Annotated in this window: 22 protein-coding genes; 9 read left to right on the forward strand and 13 right to left on the reverse strand. The window is 67.6% G+C overall.

The window, feature by feature from the left end; all coding sequences use genetic code 11:
* The first annotated feature begins 11 nt into the window (after positions 1–11).
* Genes ABC271_RS18190 through ABC271_RS18205 form a run of 4 tightly spaced genes read left to right on the forward strand, consistent with a single transcriptional unit; the run spans position 12 to position 5,423 of the window.
* A complete protein-coding gene (locus tag ABC271_RS18190; protein WP_412926252.1) occupies positions 12–1,532 on the forward strand; it encodes an SCO6880 family protein in 1,521 nt (506 codons plus the stop codon).
* The gene (locus tag ABC271_RS18195) at positions 1,532–3,199 is read left to right on the forward strand and encodes an ATP/GTP-binding protein (RefSeq protein WP_412926253.1); all 1,668 of its coding nucleotides are present in this window, start codon (positions 1,532–1,534) and stop codon (positions 3,197–3,199) included. The genes ABC271_RS18190 and ABC271_RS18195 overlap by 1 nt, the downstream gene beginning before the upstream one ends.
* Complete coding sequence (locus ABC271_RS18200) at positions 3,196–5,019, forward strand: type IV secretory system conjugative DNA transfer family protein (protein ID WP_412926254.1); 1,824 nt, start codon at positions 3,196–3,198, stop codon at positions 5,017–5,019. The genes ABC271_RS18195 and ABC271_RS18200 overlap by 4 nt, the downstream gene beginning before the upstream one ends.
* Positions 5,016–5,423: a DUF4913 domain-containing protein gene (locus tag ABC271_RS18205; RefSeq protein WP_412926255.1), complete on the forward strand. Its 408-nt coding sequence runs from the start codon at positions 5,016–5,018 to the stop codon at positions 5,421–5,423. The genes ABC271_RS18200 and ABC271_RS18205 overlap by 4 nt, the downstream gene beginning before the upstream one ends.
* 194 nt (positions 5,424–5,617) lie before the next feature.
* Here the strand turns inward: ABC271_RS18205 and ABC271_RS18210 are convergent, their stop codons facing one another.
* From ABC271_RS18210 to ABC271_RS18235, 6 genes are all read right to left on the reverse strand, one after another.
* Positions 5,618–5,815 (reverse strand): hypothetical protein, encoded by a 198-nt coding sequence (locus ABC271_RS18210; RefSeq protein ID WP_412926256.1) that lies wholly within the window; start codon positions 5,813–5,815, stop codon positions 5,618–5,620.
* On the reverse strand, positions 5,812–6,288 hold the full coding sequence (locus tag ABC271_RS18215) for a hypothetical protein (protein WP_412926257.1): 477 nt from the start codon (positions 6,286–6,288) through the stop codon (positions 5,812–5,814). Before ABC271_RS18215 ends, ABC271_RS18210 begins: the two co-directional genes overlap by 4 nt.
* Positions 6,285–7,130: a hypothetical protein gene (locus ABC271_RS18220; protein ID WP_412926258.1), complete on the reverse strand. Its 846-nt coding sequence runs from the start codon at positions 7,128–7,130 to the stop codon at positions 6,285–6,287. Before ABC271_RS18220 ends, ABC271_RS18215 begins: the two co-directional genes overlap by 4 nt.
* A gap of 15 nt (positions 7,131–7,145) precedes the next feature.
* A complete protein-coding gene (locus tag ABC271_RS18225) occupies positions 7,146–8,789 on the reverse strand; it encodes a relaxase/mobilization nuclease domain-containing protein (protein WP_412926259.1) in 1,644 nt (547 codons plus the stop codon).
* Entirely contained in the window at positions 8,786–9,181 is a 396-nt protein-coding gene (locus ABC271_RS18230; protein WP_412926260.1) for a plasmid mobilization protein, read from the reverse strand. The genes ABC271_RS18225 and ABC271_RS18230 overlap by 4 nt, the downstream gene beginning before the upstream one ends.
* Positions 9,182–9,497: 316 nt before the next feature.
* The gene (locus ABC271_RS18235) at positions 9,498–10,733 is read right to left on the reverse strand and encodes an IS256 family transposase (protein WP_046746337.1); all 1,236 of its coding nucleotides are present in this window, start codon (positions 10,731–10,733) and stop codon (positions 9,498–9,500) included.
* 56 nt (positions 10,734–10,789) lie between these two features.
* Here ABC271_RS18235 and ABC271_RS18240 point away from each other — a divergent pair, with 56 nt between their 5' ends.
* The 4 genes from ABC271_RS18240 (at position 10,790) to ABC271_RS18255 (ending at position 12,055) form a co-directional block, all read left to right on the forward strand.
* A complete protein-coding gene (locus tag ABC271_RS18240) occupies positions 10,790–11,155 on the forward strand; it encodes a hypothetical protein (RefSeq protein ID WP_412926261.1) in 366 nt (121 codons plus the stop codon).
* Between the two features lie 247 nt (positions 11,156–11,402).
* Positions 11,403–11,648, forward strand: coding sequence for a glutaredoxin domain-containing protein (locus ABC271_RS18245; RefSeq protein WP_412926262.1), 246 nt, complete (start codon positions 11,403–11,405; stop codon positions 11,646–11,648).
* A gap of 3 nt (positions 11,649–11,651) precedes the next feature.
* Complete coding sequence (locus ABC271_RS18250; RefSeq protein ID WP_412926263.1) at positions 11,652–11,858, forward strand: hypothetical protein; 207 nt, start codon at positions 11,652–11,654, stop codon at positions 11,856–11,858.
* Entirely contained in the window at positions 11,858–12,055 is a 198-nt protein-coding gene (locus ABC271_RS18255; protein ID WP_412926264.1) for a helix-turn-helix domain-containing protein, read from the forward strand. Before ABC271_RS18250 ends, ABC271_RS18255 begins: the two co-directional genes overlap by 1 nt.
* Here the strand turns inward: ABC271_RS18255 and ABC271_RS18260 are convergent.
* The 7 genes from ABC271_RS18260 to ABC271_RS18290 form a co-directional block, all read right to left on the reverse strand.
* Positions 12,036–12,755 (reverse strand): SOS response-associated peptidase, encoded by a 720-nt coding sequence (locus ABC271_RS18260; protein WP_412926265.1) that lies wholly within the window; start codon positions 12,753–12,755, stop codon positions 12,036–12,038. The two genes, ABC271_RS18255 and ABC271_RS18260, sit on opposite strands and share 20 nt — an antisense overlap.
* Before the next feature lie 2 nt (positions 12,756–12,757).
* The gene (locus tag ABC271_RS18265; RefSeq protein WP_412926266.1) at positions 12,758–13,336 is read right to left on the reverse strand and encodes a recombinase family protein; all 579 of its coding nucleotides are present in this window, start codon (positions 13,334–13,336) and stop codon (positions 12,758–12,760) included.
* The gene (locus ABC271_RS18270) at positions 13,333–14,091 is read right to left on the reverse strand and encodes a Fic/DOC family protein (protein ID WP_412926267.1); all 759 of its coding nucleotides are present in this window, start codon (positions 14,089–14,091) and stop codon (positions 13,333–13,335) included. Before ABC271_RS18270 ends, ABC271_RS18265 begins: the two co-directional genes overlap by 4 nt.
* Positions 14,084–14,287 carry an antitoxin VbhA family protein gene (locus ABC271_RS18275; RefSeq protein WP_412926268.1) on the reverse strand — a complete coding sequence of 68 codons (204 nt, stop codon included), beginning with the start codon at positions 14,285–14,287 and terminating at the stop codon, positions 14,084–14,086. The genes ABC271_RS18270 and ABC271_RS18275 overlap by 8 nt, the downstream gene beginning before the upstream one ends.
* Before the next feature lie 151 nt (positions 14,288–14,438).
* The gene (locus ABC271_RS18280; RefSeq protein WP_045245673.1) at positions 14,439–15,251 is read right to left on the reverse strand and encodes an AAA family ATPase; all 813 of its coding nucleotides are present in this window, start codon (positions 15,249–15,251) and stop codon (positions 14,439–14,441) included.
* Positions 15,251–16,636 (reverse strand): Mu transposase C-terminal domain-containing protein, encoded by a 1,386-nt coding sequence (locus ABC271_RS18285; protein ID WP_085370114.1) that lies wholly within the window; start codon positions 16,634–16,636, stop codon positions 15,251–15,253. Before ABC271_RS18285 ends, ABC271_RS18280 begins: the two co-directional genes overlap by 1 nt.
* Before the next feature lie 7 nt (positions 16,637–16,643).
* Entirely contained in the window at positions 16,644–17,240 is a 597-nt protein-coding gene (locus ABC271_RS18290) for a recombinase family protein (protein WP_045245692.1), read from the reverse strand.
* A gap of 759 nt (positions 17,241–17,999) precedes the next feature.
* On the opposite strand from ABC271_RS18290, the gene ABC271_RS18295 reads away from it, so the two are divergent.
* Complete coding sequence (locus ABC271_RS18295) at positions 18,000–18,878, forward strand: MurR/RpiR family transcriptional regulator (RefSeq protein WP_158505502.1); 879 nt, start codon at positions 18,000–18,002, stop codon at positions 18,876–18,878.
* Position 18,879: the final 1 nt, after the last annotated feature.

Here is an 18,879-nt window from a genome sequence, read left to right on the forward strand (position 1 = left end):
GGAGGGTTCTCATGACGATCACGACGGCAACCGAGACGAACGACAACGCGCCGCGCAGTTACGGCAACTGGACGAAACCGAAGACCGCCGGCCTGCTGGGCCTGAGCGCGCTCGGCACCGCGATCCTGTTCGTCGGCGCCGGATTCGCGGTGCTGGTGACGATGTTCTCGAACATTGTCAACGGCGTCATCACGGGCGTCATCTTCGGCTTGTTCCTGCTGACGGTGGCGGCCAAAGACAAGCACGGACAAAGCCTGCTGATGCGGGCCACAACGAGGGCGGGATGGATGTTCACCAAAGCGAAGGGCACGCACATCTACCGCTCTGGCCCGTTGGGCCGGGCGGAGTGGGGAACGGTGCAGCTGCCGGGTTTGGCGGCGGGCTCCCGGCTCACCGAGTGGCGGGATTCCTACAATCGCCCGTTTGCGCTGGTCCAGGTGCCGGCGACGTCGCACTACACCGTCGTCATCGGCACGGAACCGGACGGCGCGGCGCTTGTCGACCGTGAGCAGATCGACGCCTGGGTGGCCGAGTGGGGGATGTGGTTGGCCAGCCTGGGTGATGAGCCCGGCATCGAGGCCGTGTCGGTCACGATCGAGACCGCTCCCGACACCGGCACGCGGCTACGCCGCGAGGTCACGAGCCGCATCGACGACAACGCGCCGGAGTTCGCCAAGCGGCTCCTGGGCGACCTGGTGGACCGTTATCCGGCCGGTTCCGCGACGATCAAGGCCTACGTCGCGATCACCTTCCACGCCGCGGCCCGCACCGGCGGCCGCAAGCGCACCCCGGATGAGATGGGGCGCGAGCTGGCGTCCCGGCTGCCCGGCATCACGCAGGGCCTCACCGCGACCGGCGCGGGCACGTCTCGCCCGCTGAGCGCACAACAGCTGTGCGAGGTCATCCGCATCGCCTACGACCCGGCGGCGGCGCGGCTGATCGACGAGGCGAACGCCGCCGGCGAGCCGCCGGAGCTGTATTGGCCGGAAGTGGGCCCGACCGCGCATCAGGCCGGGTGGGACACCTACCGGCACGACTCGGCTCTGTCCGTGACGTGGATGATGAGCGGCGCGCCCCGCGGGAACGTGCCCTCCAGCGTCCTGTCACGGCTGCTGGCACCGCACCGCGACGTCGCCCGCAAGCGGATCACACTGCTGTACCGTCCGATCGACGCGGCTAAGGCGGCCGCAATCGTCGAGTCTGATGTGCGCGCGGCGAGCTTCAACCTCACGACGTCGAACAAGCCGACCGCCCGCAACATGACCGCGGCCCGGGCCGCTATGGCCACCGCGGCGGAGGAAGCCGGCGGCGCCGGCTTGGTGCAGTTCGGCATGCTCATCACCGCCACGGTGCTCGATGCCTCTCAGGAGGCGGACGCGAAAGCGGCGATCGACAACCTGTCCGCGACGGCGCGGCTCCGGCTGCGGCTGGTGCACGGCTCACAGGATTCCGCGTTCGCTGCGGCGCTCCCGTTGGGCCTGGTTCTGCCCAAGCATCTGCGGGTGCCTGGCGAGGTTAGGGAGCAGCTGTAATGCCCGCGATCGACGAGAGCCGGCGCCGCCGGTCACAGAAGCGCAAGCCGCGCGAACTGCCTACCGCGAAGGCCGCGCGCCCGGAGAAGGAGAAGAAGCCCGAGATTCGTCGGCCAGGCCCTCGCGGGTGGCTCGGTCGCGGCCGCGGTGAGGCCAGCGTGGTCCAGCCCGTCGACGAGTGGCGTGGCACCACCGTTCAGGTCTGTGGGCTGCATCCGTTCTCGGTCGGTACCGGCACGCCCATGATCGGCGTGCCGATGGGCCTCCAGCTGTTCACCGGCGCGACGGTGTGCGCCGACCCGATCAGCTGGTTCCAGGACGCCGACCTCATCTCGAACCCCTCGGTGTTCATCCTCGGCCTGCCCGGCCTGGGGAAGTCGACCTACACCCGCCGCACCGCGGCGGGGCTGGCCGGCCTCGGTACCCTCCCGCTGGTGCTGGGTGATCTGAAACCCGACTACGTGGACATGATCCGCGCGCTCGGTGGCCAGGTGATCACCCTCGGCCGCGGCCGTGGGCACCTGAACATCCTCGACCCCGGCGAGGCGTTCGAAGCCGCCGAGCGGCTGCGCGAGGCCGGGAAGGAGAAGGAGCGCGCCCAGGTCCTCGCGGACGCCCACGGCCGCCGGCACACGATGGTGTCGGCGCTGCTGACGATCCTCCGCAAGGAGCCTCCGACCGACCGGGAAGAGTCGATCATCGACCGCGCCCTGCGGGTGCTCGACGAGCACCACACGGGCGTCCCGGTGCTCGGGGATCTGCTGCGCGTGATCCAGGAGGCTCCTCAGGAGGTCCGCGACGTCGCCCTCGACCGGGGCGACGACACCCGCTACAAGGCGATCACCGAGAATCTGGAGGCGTCTCTGATCAGCCTCACGTCCGGCGGTCGCCTCGGTGAGACGTTCGCGCACGCCACCGACGTGCCGATGATGCGCGACCGGCCGGTTGTGTACGACGTGTCCTCGATCGACGACTCCGACACCGACATGCAGGCCGCAATCCTGCTGGCCTGCTGGTCGGCCGGATTCGGCACCGTGAACGTCGCGAACGCACTGGCCGATGCTGGCCTGGAGCCCCGCCGGCACTACTTCGTCATCCTCGACGAGCTGTGGCGGGCGCTTCGTGCCGGTCGCGGCATGGTCGATCGCGTCGATGCCCTGACACGCCTGAACCGTCAGCGCGGCGTCGGCCTGGCGATGATTTCTCACACGATGAGCGATCTTCTGGCGCTGCCTTCCGATGAGGACCGGATGAAGGCGCGCGGCTTCGTCGAACGCGCCGGCATGGTCGTGTGCGGAGGGCTCCCCGGCGCCGAAATGCACATGCTGACCAGCGCTGTTCCGCTCTCGCGCGCCGAGCAGGAACTTCTCACGTCCTGGCAGGACCCCGGCACCTGGGACTCGGGACCGGGCTCAGAACCGCCAGGCCGCGGGAAGTTCCTCATCAAGGTCGGCGGCCACCCCGGCATTCCGATCAAGGTCGAGCTGGTCGAGGCCGAACGCGCTATCAACGACACCAACAAGCTCTGGCACGCCACCACGGCGTTCCCTGCCCCGGACGAGTCGAACCCGATGATCGGCCTCGATGATGCGGAGCACGCCGCGCACGAGTTCGCCGTCGAAGTCGACGGCGCGGCGCCCGTCGAGCCTGAGGAGGGCGCAGCGTGAGCGCCACCAACAAGCGCGGGCAGGGCATCGATGGATCGACGATCGCCCTGCTGATCGCGGTCGTCGCTGCGTTCGTGATCCTCGGCAGCGTGTGGGCGGCCGTCGCGCTCGGCTCGCAGTTCGACGGGGTGAATGCGGACCGCACATCTGACCCGTTCGAGGTGTTCTTCGGCGTCATCCGCGGCACGGTGACCTGGCCGGCATCCGCCACCTGGATCCTCGTGGGGATTCTCGCCGTCATCACGGCCTTGGCCGTGCTGGTCGGCGTCTCGATCGCGCGAGCTCGCCGGCGTCGCAGCGCGGTCGACTCCGCCGCGATGCACATGGGCAAGGGCAAGCAGCTGCGCTCACTGTCGGCCACAGGCGCCCGTCAGACCGCGCAGCGGCTCGGCGTGCAGAACTGGGTCGGTGTGCTCGTAGGGATCACCGTGGCGGGCCGGCAGCGCATCTACGCCTCCCCGGAGGACATGCTGACGCTCATCGCCGGCCCTCGGGTCGGCAAGTCCACCGCCTACGTCATCCCCGCGATCGCGGATGCGCCCGGCGCGGTGCTCACCACGTCGAACAAGCGCGACGTGCTCGACGCGACGCGCGAGCTGCGCGCGTCGAAGGGCCGCGTGTGGGCGTTTGATCCTCAGAGCATCGCTTTGGAGTCGCCCACCTGGTGGTGGAATCCGCTCAGCTACGTCACTGACGACGTGAAAGCCGCGAAGCTCGCGGCTCATTTCGCGTCCGGCTCGCGCGCAGGCGACAGCCGCGGAGACGCCTATTTCGACAACGCCGGCCAGGATCTTCTCGCCGGCTTCCTGCTGGCGGCCGCGCTCGAGAACCTGCCGATCACCACGGCGTTCACCTGGACGACCACACCGGGAGACGACGAGCCGGTGCGCATCCTCCGCCGGCACGGGTACGACCAAATGGCCGACGCCGTGTCGGGGCAGGTCAACGGCGAGTCCCGTCGCCGTGACAGCGTGTACGGCACGGCCGCGCAAATGGCGTCGTGCTTGAAGGTCCGCGCGATCGCGCAGTGGGTCACCCCTCAGGGCGACGGATACGACCCGCGCCCCCAGTTCGACCCGCACGCCTTCGTGCGCAGCACGGACACCCTCTACAGCCTGTCCAAGGAGGGCCGCGGCACCGCCGGCCCGCTGGTCACCGCGCTCACCGCGGCGACGGTGGAGGCCGCGGAAGAGTACGCGACCACCCAGCCGGGCGGGCGTCTCCAGACGCCGATGCTCGGCGTCCTCGACGAGGCTGCGAACGTGTGCCGGTGGCATGACCTCCCCGACCTCTACAGCCACTACGGCTCCCGCGGCATCGTGCTCATGACCATCCTGCAGTCCTGGTCTCAGGGCGTGCAGGTGTGGGGGCGTGACGGCATGCGGAAGCTGTGGAGCGCCTCGAACGTCGCCGTCTACGGCGGCGGGGTGAAGGAACCGGAGTTCCTGAACGAGCTGTCACAGATGATCGGTGACTACGACCGCCGCACCACGTCGACGAGCGTTGGCCGCGGCTCCCGCTCGACCTCGCACGGCATCCAGCGTGAGCGCACCCTGGACATTGCAGACCTCGGCGCGTTGCCCCGCGGCCGTGCCGTGGTGTTTGCCTCGGGAGCGCCCGCGACGCTCGTGGAGACCGTTCCGTGGATGAACGGCCCGCACGCGGCTGCGCTGCGCGCCTCGATTGCCGCGCACGATCCCTCTCACAGCACCGGGGCGCCTGCCGCGCCTCTCCCGGCGCCGCCCAGCGCGTCGACGCCAGCGGCGGATGTGTCGGATGCGTGGATCAACGATGCGACCCGGACGGAGCCGGGCGCGTGAGTGACGTGCTCGATGACTTCCGTGAGGACGACGACTCGGCCGATGTCGACGAGGCGCCAGGCCTCGTGTACGGCTCCGTCGACGAGTTCGTGCGCGAGTACCTGCGCCACATGTACACCCGCCCTGTTGGCGGGGGCAACGCGCGGTACCGCTGGGCGGCGGAGTGGTGGAAGTCTCCCGAAGCGGTCGCCCGCATCGAGGGTCTGTGGCGCGCGTGGGAGCACTTGCGCCAGGACCCCGCGACTGGATCGAGCACCTGGTGGGCAGAGCACGCCGACCACCACATGACGATCCTCCTCAGCCCTGACGGCCCGTTCGCACGGTCGAAAGACACATGCGAGCCGGGCGAACCGCTGCCCTACGCGCCTCCGCCCGCGGGCTGGTTTCCCGACATGCGGGGGTAGTTCCCGCGGTTCTCTTCTCCCCACCCAACAACCGGCCGATTGTGGCCCCTCCGTGGTGGTGTCAAGGGTGCCCGGTCGGGCATCGCTCTGCGACGCTGCGCGCCCTTGACACCGCCGCGTGTAGGGCCGGATCATCAGCTACCGGGTGGGGATGAGAAAGGGCCGCGCATCGCGCGGCCCTTCGGGGTCTGTGATCAGCCGTTGCGGCGGACGATGATGCTGCCCGACCCGTCCCTCTTGTGGATCGTCGCACCGTCGCCCTTGCGGCTGACGACGTAGCGGCCCGTGGCGGCGCTGCGCTCGACGGTGCGGCCGGAGCGGCGGAGGTTCTTCGCTGCCTTCTCGGCCAGCTCCTCCGCGAGCTTCTGCGACTGTTCGCTGTATCCGCTCATCGTTGCCACCACCTCTTGTCCGGTGCTGCGTTCATCGCGTCGTTGATGACGTTGGCCACCCCGATCGCCATTTCATTATCCTCGTCTCTGGCCCACGGCGCATCTATCAACGCCGTCAGGACGGACAAACCCATCTCTGACTCGCCGCGCTTGGTGCTGACGGCCTTCTCGCACGCCCAGGTGAACCGGCCCCACCATTGCGCGAGAGCGTCGGCGTCCTGCTTCTGCCGGCGGTCGCTGCGCGAGTTGTAGAACGCGATCGCCGCGGCGATGCCCGCGCCGATCACGGCGAGGCTGCCGCCGAACCCGGCCGATGTGAGGAACGTGCCCCACCATTGTCCGTCCGGGTAGGGCGGCGGAATGATCAGCCCGGCGATCACCCCGGCCACGGCGCCGATGGTGGCGAACAGCCACCACAGCGCCGGGAGGCGCCGCCGCGGTGCGGCGGGTGCCGGCGGCGGGGTGTCGGTCATCGGGAGAGGCCGCCGCGGTCGCGCTGCTGCGTGAGCCCGGCACGGGCCTTGCGGGGCTTGGGGGTGCGGCCAGTGGGCGTGGTGACCGCCTCGCGGGGGTGCTTGGCGTTGCCGGTGTCCGCGAGGACGCGGCCGCGGACCTCCTGCTCCGACGCGGTGCCTTCCAGCGACCGTGCGAAGGCGTCTCGCCGCTCGGCGCTGTCATACGCCACCGTGCTGCCGTCACGGGCGGCCCGGGCATCCTGAGCGGCGTCAGCGGCCTCTCTCTCGGCCTGTGCGGCGACGTCGGGGTCATCGGCCTCCCATGCGCGGCTGCGTGCGTCGTCGGCGTCCCTGTCCCGGCCCTCGGCGGTAGAGAGGAGGATCTGGCTGGCGGTCAGCTCCTCGCCGGAGCGACGGCGTTCCTCGCGCGCTTCTGCGCGATCGCGCTCCGCTTCTCGGAGCGCCTGAGCGACGGCGGCGGGGTCGGCGCCGGGGCGGTCGACGTCGACGCCGTGGCGGTCGCGGACCTCCCGGCGGATGGTGTCGTGCGCGGCGGCCGCGGTGTCGTCGTGGTCACGCCACGCGGTCGCTGTCTCGTGCACGCCGGCGATGTCCTCGACGCTCGCACGAGTCCACCACTCGGGCTGGTTCACTACCGCGAGCTGGGCACGAGCGGCGCCACGTTCGGCGTCGAAGCGTGCTTGCAGCTCGCGAGCCTCTTGCCGGGCCTCCGCCTCGCGCTGGCGGGACAGCTGTTCGCGCAGCCGGGAGATGCGTTCCCCGAACTGCGAGGCGACTGTCAGGGCGATGCGCAGTGAGTCGTCGAACGTCTCGCCTACGCCGTCTGTGTCATCGGCCATGATCGTTGGTCCCTTCTATTCCCTGCCGTTGCCGTCACGATCGCGTGACGTGTCGGACGTTGAGCGTTTGCGTGGGGTGATCGGGTTGGGTAGCGGCGAGCGTGTGCCGGGAGCGGCGAGGCCGCGCTGCGCCCTGCGCACCGCTTCCTCTTCCGGGGTGAGCGCCGGCGCAGCTGGCTGCGCGGTGTCCTTCGTCGCGATCGCGGGTAGCCGCTCCTGAATCGCGGCGAGTTTGCCGCGCAGCGATTCGGTCATCTGCTCGGCGCGTCGCGCGTCCCCGGCGGCCTTGTGCGCGTCGAGCAACGCGACCGACAGTCGGCCGAGCTGGCGGAACAAGATCGCCTCCGCCGCGGTCCCGCGTCCGGCTGTGGCCGCCTGCAACAGGATCATTGCTGCGCCGGATGCCGAGCCCATCCGCACCGGCTTAGGTGCGGACTGGTGAGCGCGGATGTGTGCGCTGCGGGACAGCTCGCGGGCTGTCTCCGCGAGAGGCCCTGGTGTCGTCTCGACCCGCTGCGACCAGGCCGCGAACGCTCCGGCCGTCTCACGGGCGACGTGGGCCCATGTCGCCCGGTCGGTCGCCGGCACTTCACGCAGACGGGTGCGCAGCTCGCCCAGCTCCCGGCTGTACTGTTCCCACAGCTGCGGGTCCGGGGTGCTTTCCTCCCGGCCCGGCGCGACGGGGCGGTACTGCCACGGGTTCTTGCTCGTGGCGCGCCACTCGTCGACCGCGGTCTGCGCGGTCTGTGGGCTGTCCGGCCACCCCTCGCGCAGCCGCGGGAGGGTCAGGTCGCGAGCGAGGCGGCCGCCGCCGTACCACACGGGACGGTCCTCCCCGGTGGGGCGCAGAGCCACGGAGTAGCCGGCCACGACGTCATCGCGTCCGGCCGCGTAGCGGGGGCGGATCAGCACCCCGCCGCGGCGCATCCGCCGCACGAACTCGCCTTCGTCCAGCGACGCGATCGCTGCGGCGCGCACCGTGCGCTCCAGCCGGTGCGCGTCGACTTCGACGCTTCCTCGGCGGTCGGCGCTCTCGCGTTCGCCCGGCTTGACACCACGCTCACCGATGCCGAGCTGACGGGATTCCAACGGTGTCAGGGAGTGCTCGCGCTCCAGGTCGCGGCACACGTCCTGAGCGCGCTTGAAGTCGTTGTGCGTGGTGGCCTTCGTGCCGTCCTCGCGCACGAGCGACACGGCGATGTGCACGTGATCGTTGCCGTTCTTCGACAGCCCGTGTCGCACGGAAACCCACCGGCATGGGGCTTTTCCTGACTCTTCGGTGAAGCCCATCCGGTCGACGAACTGCTGCGCGATCGTGCCCCACTGCTCATCGCTGAGCTGGCCCTCGTCAGCGTGCAGCGAGAGCGAGCAGTGCCACACGTCCGCGGGTACTCGCTCGGTGTGCAGCTCGCCGGTCTGAGGATCTTCGATCCGCACCTGACGAGTCACGTCGACGCCGTAGGCGAGCCGCGGAGTGTCCAGCGCGATCCCGATTTCGCGTGCCGCCGCTTTGTCCAGAACTGCATACCCGTGGCGCGCCATGATCGCGTGATCGCCCGCGACAAGATGCTGTTCGGTGTGCTCGTTGGCGCGCCCCTCCCCCGCCAGATACGTCATCAGTCCGACGACGCGAGTGCCGCGGGTGATGTTCGGGATCATGCGCCGGCCAGCCTGCGGATCGTCTCGTCGATGCGTGCGCTCAGCCCGCGGTACTCCGCGACCACGGCCTCCGCCTCGGCGGGGAACCGGCCCTCCGTGTTCGCGTACCGGGCGAGCTGGTTGACGTTGTTCGCCACGGTGCCGAGCGTCCGCGCCAGAGCGAACAACTCCGCGATCGTCTGCTTCTGCTCTGTGCTCGTCTCAACGTTGGCGTTCATGCCTGCCTCGACCAGGAACCGCGGCACCGTCACGCCCGCGACAACGGCGCGGGCTCGCAGCTGCGCGTCTTCCTCGGCGTTCGTCTTCACGACATACCGGCCGGCATCCCTCGGGGTGTCAGAGTTCGCGCGCCGCTGACGACCGAACAGTCGCCGCTCGTTCTGCTCCGTCATGTTCTCACCGTCCCTCCGGCCCAGCGCAGCGAACCAGCCTCCTGGCGGGGACCATACGACCAGTATGCACCGGCGACCCCGCCGGGTCCAGACTTAGGGTACCTAAGTCTATAGCTTGCTCTGCCAGCGGCTCCGCCCCGCCCAGAACGCTAGTGGCGGAAGGTCTACCCCGCTAGGGGTCATTCTCTCTCTACTCGACGGACTCGACCACGATTAAGCTGAGTCGCATGAGCGACGCAATCTTGAACCCTGATGAGGGCCGCGTCCGTTTGAGTGGTGGTCTTTCGCTTCGTTGCGATGATCAGCTGTCGTTAGTTTAGGCGGCGGTGATCTCGGGGAGTATCACCGCCTCGTCGATGGTGGGGGTGGTCGCGGTGAGCTCGGTCATGGAGGCTTCGGAGAAGTAGCGGCGGTCGGCGGCTTCCCATTCGTCGTGTTGCTCGACGAGGACGGAGCCGGCCAGGCGGAGCAGGGCGGCGTTGTTCGGGAACACGCCAACGACGTCGGTGCGGCGCTTGATCTCCCGATTGAGGCGTTCCAGCGGGTTCGTGGACCAGATCTGTCGCCAATGCCGGGCGGGGAACGCTTTGAACGCGAGGATGTCGTCACGGGCGTCGGTGAGCATCACGGCGGTCTTGGGGTGGACGCGCTCGATCATGCGCACGACTTCGTCGAACTGGGCATCGATGTGCTCGGCGTCGGGTTGGGCGAAGATCGTGCGGATCACGCTGGCGACCATCTCCTGCCGGCCCTTCGGGAGGGCGGTCAGGACGTTGCGCATGAAGTGGACGCGGCAGCGCTGCCAGGCGGCGCCCTGCAACACGGTCGCTGCGGCCTTCTTCAGTCCGGCGTGGGCGTCGGAGATCACCAGCTTCACCCCGCCCAGACCTCGTGTCTTCAACGAGCGCAGGAACTGCTTCCAGAACTCCTCGGTCTCGCTGTCTCCGACATCGAAGCCCAGCACGACCCGCCGCCCGTCAGCGGCGACGCCGATCGCGACGACGACCGCCTGGGACACGACACGGTGGTCGATGCGGACCTTGCAGTAGGTCGCGTCGAGGAACACGTAGGGGTAGGCGATGTCAGACAGCGAGCGGTCGCGGAACGATGCGACCTCGGCGTCGAGCCCTTGGCAGATGCGGGACACCTCGGACTTCGAGATGCCAGTGTCAGCGCCGAGCGCTTTGACGAGGTCATCGACCTTCCGGGTTGAGACGCCGTGGAGGTAGGCCTCCATCACGACCGCGAACAAGGCTTGGTCGACCCGGCGGCGCCGCTCCAGCAGCGACGGGAAGAACGACCCCTGCCGCAACTTCGGGATCCGCAACTCCAGATCCCCAGCCGTGGTCGACAGCACCCGCGGCCGGGAACCGTTGCGGGTAGTCGTGCGCTCGCTCGTGCGCTCGTAGGGGGCGGCGCCGATGAATGCGGCTGTCTCCGCGTCGATCAGCTCCTGGTAGAGCCGCTCGGTCGCGGCTCGGATGCGGTCGGTGGTGCCGGTGAGCTTCAGTTCCCCGAGCAGCTCGAGGAGGGCAGACTGGTCAAGAGCCATCGTGCGGTGTCGTCTTTCTGTGTGAGTTCTTGGTCGTTCTCACTGACCATCGCACGATGGCTCACCCCGTCGCGGTCACGACGCCGCGGGCCCGAAAGACCACCACCCCGCGGGACTCCAGGCCTGATGAGGCAGCCCAACGAGCGCGGGAACTGATCGAAGCCGATGTGAACGCGCGGGTCGAGGCCGTGCGCCAGGTCGTGGCGGCGACCAACGATGCGGACGACGCCGAACGACGCTGGAAGGACGCCAGTGCCGCTCACGAGCGCGCGTGGCGTGCAGCGATTGATGCGGGCTGGTCGGAGAAGGATCTGCGCGCGACGGGCGCGCGCGCACCTGGCCAGACGAGCCGTCCCCGACGTGCTCGTAGCGCCGGCACCCGATCCTCAACTGGTGCTGTTTCCGCTTCTTCGGAGGAGTAGCCTCCGGCTCTGATCTTCTCAACGGCCCCCGTCACGCTGCGCGCTGACGGGGGCCGTTGCGTGGGGCAACTTCGTTGCCTTTCGGCCTGTGGATGATACGCGCCGGTTTCGCTGCGGCAAGGGCTTTCGCGGCATATCCTCCCTCGCTGCGCTCAGTCCGGTATTCCACGGTCTCTTGCCTCCGCGCCCCCAACGCTGTGATTCGGCTTTTGCCGAAAGGCAATGAGGTTTGGAGAGGAGAAGTGCCATGAACGATGAACCGCTGACCGTGTACTCCAAGGCCGGATGTGTGCAGTGCACGGCGACGCTGCGGGCGCTCGACAACGCCGGCATCCCGTACCGCGTGGTCGACCTGAGCGGCGATCCGGTGGCGTTGCAGCACGTCAAAGAGTCGGGCTTCCTCCAGGCGCCCGTGGTCGAGGGCGCGGGTGATCCGTGGTCGGGTTTCCGACCCGATCGGATCGACGAGCTGGTCAAGTCCAGGGCGGCGTGAGCGGTGAGCACGACAGTGAGCTTCGCGACGATCCAGACGACGTTCCCCACCGGCGACGAGGACCACTACCGGCTCTCGCAGAAGGTCGAGGAACGCGACCAACAGCTGCACGACTACGGCCGGCACGGGTACCGATTGGCGAACACGGTGACGGTCAACGGAACCGAGTTCATCACCGTGATCGACACCCTCACGAGAGAGGACGTGTGATGCTGCACGAGCACTCCCCCGCCCCTGTCCTGCTGACCCCCGACGAGGCGGCAGCGATCCTCGGCCGCGACGTGGCGGAGCTGCGTCGGTGGCGTGGCCAGAACATCGGGCCATCGTTCCACGACCTCGGCCGCGGACTGATCCGCTACGCCCGCGAGTCGGTGCTGGAGGCTGCGGCTATGACACCGGCTCGATAAGGGACGAGTCGGAAGGGTCGACCGTGCGGGAGTTGTTCACCCGGCGGTCGACCTCGTATGTGCGCATCGTTGACGCGATCGCAGACGAGGTGTGATCGAGGTCCGCAAGCAGCTCGGCGCGGTGAGCTTTCGACTGCGTGGCGTCGCCGTCGACGGTGAGCGACACGGGGCTCAGCCAGTCGTCCCACAGGTCCGGGGTGAGGAATGCCGGCATCCGGTCGTGTACTTCTCCGCTGGCGTCGCGGGCCTCGCGCGTGACGACGACGAACACCCGGCGCCTCTCCCCCGCAACGTCCATCGTCCACGTCAAGCCAGCGGCAGCAAGCAGCTCGTCGCTGTGGATGAAGTGCGGCTGCTTGTCACCCTTCGGGCCGGTCCACTCGTAGTAGCCCAGCATCGGAACGATGCACCGTGCGTTCGAGAACGCGCCCACCCAGAACCCGGTCGGCAGCTTCTCCATCCGGGCGTTGATGATCGGCGCGCCCGTAGGGCGGCTGGGAGGCTTCGGCCAGTCCCAGCGCGCGACGGTGACCTCTCGGTTCACCGTGCCGTCCTCGCCGGCCCACTCGCGAACGATCGGAGCGTCCGATGTCGGCGCAACCGAGTATGACGGCCGCCAGTCCTGCGCGCGGCCACCCTGAGCGACGAACTCCTCGATCAGCTCGTTCGTCTCCTTGTTCATCGCGAAGCGCCCGCACATGTCTATGTCCTCACGTTCTCGGGCTGGGCCAGCGCCCGGCGCACGGACGCGGAGCTGACGTGCAGCGTCTTAGCGATCGTCTCCCACGTCGCCGGTGGGGTCTGGGCGCGCATCTGCCGGGCGACCTCGACCCGCTCAGCACTCATCACCGTGGGGCGGCCGCCGACGCGGCCCTGAGCGCGCGCGTACTCCAGACCGAGCCGGGTGTTCTCCCGGATCGTGTCAACGCGCAGCTGCGCGAACACGGCCACGATGCCGAACAGGGCACGGCCCATCGGAGTCGTGGTGTCGATCACCGGTTCGGTGAGGCTCTTGATGTCGACGCCCTTATCCTCCAGCTCGTGCAGCGTCTCGATCAGGATGCGCTCGGTCCCGCCGAGTCGGTCGAGGCGCCGCACCAACAGCACGTCGCCGGCGCGCAGGTAGTCCATGCACGCGACCCACTGCGGGCGGTCCTTGACCCGGCTGGAGTCGCCGTGGTCGACGAACACGCGCGCCGCACCGGCGGCGTGCAGCTCGGCCTCCTGCGCCTTCGGGTTCTGTTCACGCTTGGACACCCGGGCATATCCGACGACGGTCATAGTCCCCTCCCCTGTTCGGCTTCTCGGCCGGGCGTTGCCTGGCGGCGCGAGCGTCCCGTCGACGTCGACGGGACGGAGCGGCCGGGTGGCAGGCTGCTGCTGAGGTTAGCGAAGGCGCGCAGCTGCTCCATCCGTTCCGGGGTGAGCCGGCCACCCGCCGCGGGCTGCACGATGCGGTCGAAGATCGCGCGCAACTCGGTGAAGTCCTGCCGTTCCATCGCGGCCCGTGACGCCTGGTCGTTCTCCGCTCCGGTCACTCGGCTCCAGTCGAGGTCGAAGCCGGCGCCGGCGGCGATCTGCGTCCAGAAGATTCGCTGCGTGCGGCCGTTGCCCTCCCGGAACGGGTGCAGGTAGTTCACCTGGTCGTAGTGGTGCGCCAGGCGCGCCACGAACCGGTCACGGTCCAGGCCGTGAAGCTGATGGTCGTCCGCGAGCTCAGCGAACGCGAACCCCGCGGCGGACTCCAGCCGGGACACCGGCATGAAGAACTCCGCCGCGGGGTCGGTGCCCTTGCGGATGTCGACGGTGCGCAGCTGGCCGGCCCAGTCGTACACGTCCTGGAAGAGCTGTCCGTGGATCGCTTGAAGCTGTCGGAGATCTCCGGTGACTTTCACCGGCCGCGCGATCATCTGTGCGCGACGCGCCTCCACCAGGTCGGCCTCGGCGACGTCGAGCGCCTGCTGGGTCGTGATGCCGAGTCTGTTCCGAAGGATGCCCGATGCGGGCTCGAGGTACGGGTCGACGAACTCAGGCAAGGCCGTAACGGGCGCGAGTGCGGGCGACCAGCTCGTCGGCGTCGTACTCCCCCGCCACGAACGCGGCAGCGTCGGCGCGGTACTCCGGCGAGGCGGTCAGGCCTTCCATCGCGGAGCTGTGCGCGGCGTCGGCCACGACCCGCTCGCGCAGCTCGCGCTCGGCTGCGGAAATCGTGCCGGCGGTCTTGACGCTCATGGTGACCTCCCTCGTTGCTTCTAGTCTACCCGACATGCTCAAAAACCCATAGAAGAGGTTTTGCACAGAATGGGGTTTTGGCAACGGTTTTGAGCACCTGGGCTGTGGAGTTTGCCGCTCTTTGGCGGTGTTCTGTGATCGCTTTGTGTCGCTAATTGCCGATGACGAGGATGCTGGCGGCGGCTTCGATGACGTCGTCGGTGATGGTGTCGAGCTGGTTGATCTTGAGTACCCGGTTGATCTGAGGGAAGAGCCGTTCGAGGAGGCGAAAGTTGCCTCGGGTGATGCGTTCGATCGCGGCGATGGCTTGCGCGTCGGTGAAGTCGTCAGGGTCGAGAGTCCTGCCGAGTCGCTTCCAGTGGCGATCGAGAACGAAGAGGAGCTCTTCACGGCCGAGGGCACGGTAGTGGTGTGAGAAGCCGAGGCGGCTGTAGAGCTGGGGGTAGTGGCGGAAGCGTTCGTCGACGCCGGGCATGCCGATCAGGATCATCGCGAGGTGGGTGCGGTCGTGCCGGTCCCGAAGAAGCTCCAGGGCGGTGGGGGTGAGCCGTTCGGCTTCGTCGATGATGAGCAGCTCGACGAGGCGAGTGACGTCGTTCTGCCTGACCACTTCCCCGTCGGGCATGAGGGAGCGGAGGTGCTCGTCGGCGCAGATCCCGACTTTGATCTGCCAGTGGTCGATGTCGTGCATGAGGTCCTTGGGCCGGCAGAGGACTTCGGGTGTGTAGAAGACGGTGCGGGATCGGTTCGCCAGGGCGTAGTGCTTGGCGTCGTGATCACCTCTCGGTCCCCATGCGTTGATATACGGCTCGAGTGCGTCCCAGTTCGCGTAGCGGCGGGCGGAGTTGGTCTTCCCGACGCCGGCGGCGCCGTGGCAAATCCCGATGGTCTTCTCCTTTCGGACGGCGTTGGCGAACTCGGTGAAGCGTCGGTGTTCTTTGGTGACGATGAATGCTTGGTTCATCACTCATCCTCTTCGTAGGTGCGCAACTTCGGCCGCCGTTTGCTGGGTTCGGGGGTGCGAAGTTCCTCGCGGGTGGCAACGATCGGGATGCGGTCGTTGATGGCTCGCCGCAGCTGCTTGCGGCGGGCGCGGCGGGCGGTTTCGATGTCGCGGAGGCTGAGGCGAAGGTTGGGGTGAGCTTCGTCGATGGCGGTGCAGAGAAACGTGTCGCGGTCGTAAACGCGGATCTCGGAGATGTCGCGGGGGTCGTACCGGATTGTGACGGTGTGACCGACGAACTGGGCGAGGGTTGGGGCGAGGTAGCGCTGGCCTTGGAAGTGGATGCCGTCGCGTTGAACGACCCGGTTCTTTGGAACAGTAAGGAGGAGCCCGTCGAGTTCTTGAAGGCTGTCGGGCATACGAGGCATCCAGCCGTCCGCGACCCACGCGTCTCGCGGTGAGATCCCCAGCTCGCTGTGGGTCCGGTCGTTGTAGGTGCCGATGAATTCGCTGATCGCGCGGTCGAGACCAGCGAGGTCCAGCAGGGGCGTTGGTGTTCGGCTGCCCGGTCCGAGGTGGCCAGGGAGCGTGGCCAGGAGTTCGGTGTTGATGGTTCCGAAGAACCGTTCGATCTTCCCTCGGCCCTGGGGCCGGCCGACGGTCGAGTGAATAATCCTGAAGTGCAGGGCGAGTGCGGTCTGCTCGAGGTGGTGGCTGATGAAGTCGGAGCCGTGGTCCACGTGCAGGATGTCGGGGATGCCGCACATCGCCCACGCCGGGTCAGTCTTCCGCCAGATCGCCTGCCGGAGAGCCAGGGCGGTGTTGATCGCTGAGGGTGCGCCGGTGAAGACCATGTATCCGCAGATGGCGCGGGAGTAGTCGTCCATGACCGTGGTGAGCCAGGGCCGGTCGGGTTTCCCGTTGGCGCCGACGATGAGGATGTCGAGTTCGGTGTGATCGGACTGCCATGTCTGGTTGGGGTGTTCTGCGCGGCGGCGGAACACGAGCTCGTGCTTGTCCCGGTACGAGACCGGCCCCTCAAGTGCCAGGGTGACAAGGGCCGGATCGAGTGCCTGAACGATCTGGCGAACGGTCGCGTAACTCGGCACCGGCAGTGCGTGAGCTTTCGCCTCCGCGGAGGCGAGCCGGTGCAGGGTGGCGATGCTTGGGCGTGGCCGGGTCAGCGCCAAACGTTCGATGAACGCGACCGTCTCCGATGAGGTTCGGCGGACACCCTTGTCGGTGCGAGGGTGAGGGTCGAGGGCTGCGACGCCGCCCGCGCGGTAGAGCTGGAGCCAGCGTTGCAGAGTTCGGACAGAGATCCCGGTCTCTCGAGCGAGGACGACGAGCGGGATCTGGTCTTCGACATGCAGCCGAAGAACACGCCACCGCTCCGCCGCATCCACGAGCCACCTACACGGTGGCGCTCTCGCGAGCCGCGAGGGCCTGTTGGTGACGGTACAGAGTCGCCCGGCTCCACCCAACGAGTTTCGCCGCCTCCTTCGCCGTGCGGCCTTTCGCCCTGGCCTCGGCGACGAGCTTGAGCTTGTCAGCAACGACGACGGGATCTGACAGGGGCCGGCCGAACTTGGTTCCGCCTTGCCGGGCTGCGGTGATCCCGGCGTTGACGCGTTCTGTGATCAGTTCGCGTTCGTACTCGGCCAAAGTGGCGAGCATGTTCAACATCAACCGGCCCGAGGTCGTCGAGGGGTCGATCCCATCCGAGATGCTTTTCACCTGCACGTCCTGCTCTCGGAGCAGCTTCACCGTGTTGAGCACATCGATCAGGGACCGTCCAAGCCGATCGACCCGCCAGACGACGACGGTGTCGCCGGGCTTGGTGTACTCGAGGAGCTTCTTCATCCCTGGGCGCGAGATCGCGGTCCGGCTGCCCGAGGTGACGTCGGCAAAAATGTCCCGCTCTTGGACGCCGGACTTGACGAGCGCATCGACTTGCAGTTTCGCGTCTTGGCTTCTGGTGCTGACCCGTGTGTACCCGAGATGTCTCACCGGGCCATTCTGCCTCAACAACTGCTAGCAGCGGCGGAGAAAAGACACTTTGCGGTAAGACATGTTTCCGAGACGCATCGCGCCCCGGAAATCCGCCACTCCTTCCCGCGGTCCGGGAGAGGGTTTGCGTGCCTCGGAAAGCTTTAGATTCCCGAGGCAGAGTGTCGGCCGGAAAAGTCGCCTTGCGCTTAGCGTGGCTGAAGGCGACCAATTTCGACGCTGAGTCAGGGTTCGCATCACGGAAGTTGTGCACCCTGACATTTAGGGCTTCCACACGTACGCCCATACGGTCAGACGCGCGGAGATCGCTACGATCACGGCGACGTCGGTAAGGGCCAGCCAGATATCGCTCGCGAACTTGCCGTCGTGATCATGCGACCGACCGCGCTGACTTTGACGAAACCGCTCAACCAACTGTGCAGCGTGTCGATCAGCACAAAGGTGTTTAGAAGGAACGTCAGCTGGAAGAGGATCAAGAATGAAATGCCCTGGGCGCTCGGTTCCGGGGTCTCGGTGTGTTGGGCGTGGCTGCGTTTTCGGAGCCCAGGACGGCTGCCTGGCCCCTCGGTACGGTGATCTTCACGGCCGGGTGACCAAAGATTTTGAATGTTCCTGCGCGACTACTGGCAACTCTGCGTTGGGATGATCAGAGGGGTGTCTCTGGAGTTTCTTTCCATGAACAGCGAGTATCTGGAAAGTTCATCCGCCGTTTGATTGGGTGTCACTGACCGGTCACGCGCGATTCTTAGCGTGAGCACCATGAATAGACAGCCTGAGACAGTGTCGAGGCTCTGGCGCTCTGATGAGCAGCCGATCCTCGAGCAGATCCGTCGCGATTCGGCTGCGTTTTCGCCATCCGAGGCGCAGATCGCGCGAGTGGTGCGTGCTGACCCTCATTCGGTTATGACCTATTCGGTGACCGAACTGGCTCAGGTCTCTAGCACGTCCGTCGGCTCGGTAGTGCGGTTCTGCCAGCGCTTCGGCCTGCACGGATTTCAGGAATTCAAGCTGCTTCTCTCCCGCGAGACCGTCCTTCCCCAGCGCCCGGCCGCGACACACGACGACGATCCGGTTACCGCGACCGTGTTGGGGACCTTGCGCGAGAGTAGTGCTGCGCTTGAGGATGCTGCGGCGCATCTTGACCCGAGCACAGTCGTAGCTATTGTCACTGCGCTGGTGAAGGCACGTCGCGTGCGCTTCGCCGCGGTGGGCACTTCGGCCCCGCTCGCTTCAGACGCTGCCTACCGTTTCACGACACTTGGGCTCGACGCCGCGTTCACCCCTGACTTCATTGCCCAAGAGGTGATCGCCCGCGGCCTTGATGAGCGCGACGTCTGTTTCGTGATCAGCCACACGGGGTCAACGACGTCGACGCTGGACGTCGCCCGCACGGCCGTCAGGTCAAAGGCGGTCGTTGTCGGAATCACCAGCTTCCTCAGCTCACCGTTGGCTGAGTTCGCTGACCTCTTGCTCGTCGCGGGTAGCTCGGAGACACGCTATCGGGTCGAGGCCATGACTAGTCGAATCGTCCACCTGTCACTGATCGACGCCATTTACAGCGTCCTGGCTATGCAGCTCGAAGGCGCGCCCGAAGCGCGCGCCGCATCCGAGGCAGTCGTTAACTCTCACCGCATCTAAC

Source organism: Microbacterium canaveralium, from assembly GCF_047238045.1.
Classification (GTDB): domain Bacteria; phylum Actinomycetota; class Actinomycetes; order Actinomycetales; family Microbacteriaceae; genus Microbacterium.

Bases quoted from the DNA above. Each gene is read 5' to 3' on its own strand.
- ABC271_RS18190 (WP_412926252.1), top strand. From the start codon at position 12: ATGACGATCACGACGGCAACCGAGACGAACGACAACGCGCCGCGCAGT.
- ABC271_RS18195 (WP_412926253.1), top strand. From the start codon at position 1,532: ATGCCCGCGATCGACGAGAGCCGGCGCCGCCGGTCACAGAAGCGCAAG.
- ABC271_RS18210 (WP_412926256.1), bottom strand. From the start codon at position 5,815: ATGAGCGGATACAGCGAACAGTCGCAGAAGCTCGCGGAGGAGCTGGCC.
- ABC271_RS18215 (WP_412926257.1), bottom strand. From the start codon at position 6,288: ATGACCGACACCCCGCCGCCGGCACCCGCCGCACCGCGGCGGCGCCTC.
- ABC271_RS18220 (WP_412926258.1), bottom strand. From the start codon at position 7,130: ATGGCCGATGACACAGACGGCGTAGGCGAGACGTTCGACGACTCACTG.
- ABC271_RS18225 (WP_412926259.1), bottom strand. From the start codon at position 8,789: ATGATCCCGAACATCACCCGCGGCACTCGCGTCGTCGGACTGATGACG.
- ABC271_RS18230 (WP_412926260.1), bottom strand. From the start codon at position 9,181: ATGACGGAGCAGAACGAGCGGCGACTGTTCGGTCGTCAGCGGCGCGCG.
- ABC271_RS18235 (WP_046746337.1), bottom strand. From the start codon at position 10,733: ATGGCTCTTGACCAGTCTGCCCTCCTCGAGCTGCTCGGGGAACTGAAG.
- ABC271_RS18240 (WP_412926261.1), top strand. From the start codon at position 10,790: ATGGCTCACCCCGTCGCGGTCACGACGCCGCGGGCCCGAAAGACCACC.
- ABC271_RS18245 (WP_412926262.1), top strand. From the start codon at position 11,403: ATGAACGATGAACCGCTGACCGTGTACTCCAAGGCCGGATGTGTGCAG.
- ABC271_RS18255 (WP_412926264.1), top strand. From the start codon at position 11,858: ATGCTGCACGAGCACTCCCCCGCCCCTGTCCTGCTGACCCCCGACGAG.
- ABC271_RS18260 (WP_412926265.1), bottom strand. From the start codon at position 12,755: ATGTGCGGGCGCTTCGCGATGAACAAGGAGACGAACGAGCTGATCGAG.
- ABC271_RS18265 (WP_412926266.1), bottom strand. From the start codon at position 13,336: ATGACCGTCGTCGGATATGCCCGGGTGTCCAAGCGTGAACAGAACCCG.
- ABC271_RS18275 (WP_412926268.1), bottom strand. From the start codon at position 14,287: ATGAGCGTCAAGACCGCCGGCACGATTTCCGCAGCCGAGCGCGAGCTG.
- ABC271_RS18280 (WP_045245673.1), bottom strand. From the start codon at position 15,251: ATGAACCAAGCATTCATCGTCACCAAAGAACACCGACGCTTCACCGAG.
- ABC271_RS18295 (WP_158505502.1), top strand. From the start codon at position 18,000: ATGAATAGACAGCCTGAGACAGTGTCGAGGCTCTGGCGCTCTGATGAG.